At 52.7% G+C, this 1,677-nt stretch carries 2 protein-coding genes; both read right to left on the bottom strand.

What is annotated here, in order from left to right:
- Nucleotides 1-195: 195 nt before the first annotated feature.
- Nucleotides 196-693, bottom strand: a complete 498-nt coding sequence (locus tag ABD028_RS15150; protein ID WP_343846023.1) for a hypothetical protein — start codon at nucleotides 691-693, stop codon at nucleotides 196-198.
- A gap of 10 nt (nucleotides 694-703) precedes the next feature.
- Nucleotides 704-1,677: ABC transporter permease (locus ABD028_RS15145; protein ID WP_343846022.1), on the bottom strand; the 974-nt coding region annotated here is incomplete at its 5' end.

Below are 1,677 nucleotides of genomic sequence, written 5' to 3'. Positions count from 1 at the left end.
AGGGTCCAGATAGGCCGCGCGGATACCCTGCAACTGGGCCAGAATACCCAGCGGCACGGCCAGCATTATCAGAGCCAGCCACAGACGAAAATTGCTAACGCTTTGTGTCAACCAGTACCGGCTGATATCCACTAGTAGTTTCATACCCTTCCTTAGGCTGATAATGCGCCGTCCTGAATACGGCAGAGTTAGCTCTTAGCGAAATTGCACATAGGGGTAGCGTTCCAGAATTTCCTCTTTACTTAAATGCGAGGGAATCTCCGGAAAATACACTTTGATTTGGTATTCCTGCGCGGTCTTATCGCCAAGACTGGCGATAACTTTTTGGTTAATGGCTTTCTGGAGTTCGCAGGACTGACAATCATCAACTTTTTCATGCAGGGTAATCAGAATAAAAGTGTAATCTGTCTGACTAAAATCCGTCACCGACGGCAATAGCTTAGGCAATGCTGCCTGCATTTTTTCCTGTTCATCCACCGGTTGATTTTTTAACAAACTGGGTTTTAGCGACGGATCTCTTCCTGCATGATAATGAATAACCTGGCCAAGGCGATTTACCACCATGATCTGCGGATATATCGGAGAGAACCCCGATGAATAAAGCATACCGTATTCCAGTTCACTGATCTGTGGCTGCGCCCAGGCCATTGGTCCGACCAACAACAAGCTAAATAATCCATGTCTTAATTTCATCGTTCTCTCCTTAACTCAAATACAACCAGTTTTGCTGCAGTTGCCGCCGGATATGCCAGGCCACCGCCAGACAGGACAGCACAATAAACAGCCCGGCCGCCAGCAACAGCATCGGCGGCTGCACCAACAGTGGCAACTGCCCCTGCATTGATTGCTTAACGAACTGCATCGCCAGCAGGCAAAGCACAAAGACCGGCACCAATACCAGTAAAAAGCCCCCCAGCTCCCGGCCTATCAGGCCAACAGGACGGGCACCTAAGCAACTGCGCAGGGCCAGTTCGCGCGCACCTTTTTGTGCCATCTGGGCGGTGCTGTTAAAGGTAAACACCAGCGCCGCCAGCAGGGTAATCAGGGCGCTGCTTAAACTTATGGCCAGGATCGCCAGGCGCGGGGCGTTTTCCTGGCGGGCCAGTTCGGCCAGACTCTCGACCTTATCAACCTTTAACCCCACCTCCACCTTGCTGATGGCCTGCACCACCAGTTCCCTGACCTGCGCAGCCTCCAGTTGGCTCTGAATAAGCAGGCATTCCCAACCCACCAGCACCCACGTTGGTGTATACACCATAGGCTGCAGCGGTGTATCCGGCCCCTGAAAATAGCTGTCCTCCACCACCCCGACCACCTGAAAAGGCCGGTACTGACCATCGTCAAACTTGTCTAATAACTTAGCTTCTCCCAGGCTATATTGGGCAAGCGACTGCTCCCACAGCGTACGGTTTACCACCACCTGAAAAGGGTTCTCCCAAATCAGGTCCTGGCCCTTAATGATTGGTGTTTCCAGCAGCTTAAACAAACCGGGAGTGACAGTCGATGTCAAGGCTTCGCCGCTATGCCCGACCCCGACCGGTTTATGTTCGGGGGTGACCCAACCAACATGGGAGCTGATACCCTTAAAGGGTGGGAGCTGGCTAATGGCGACGGCCTGAATACCAGGCTGGTTTTCCAGTTCCGCCACCAGCAGGCGGGCATTGTCATTGGCAAACA

Source organism: Bowmanella denitrificans (assembly GCF_039522935.1).
Taxonomy (GTDB): Bacteria; Pseudomonadota; Gammaproteobacteria; order Enterobacterales; family Alteromonadaceae; genus Bowmanella; species Bowmanella denitrificans.
Note: the sequence above shows the minus strand (reverse complement) of the source record. Positions and strands in the feature narration are given on the sequence as shown.

Coding starts and splice junctions, on each gene's coding strand:
- ABD028_RS15150 (WP_343846023.1), bottom strand. CDS start 693: ATGAAATTAAGACATGGATTATTTAGCTTGTTGTTGGTCGGACCAATG.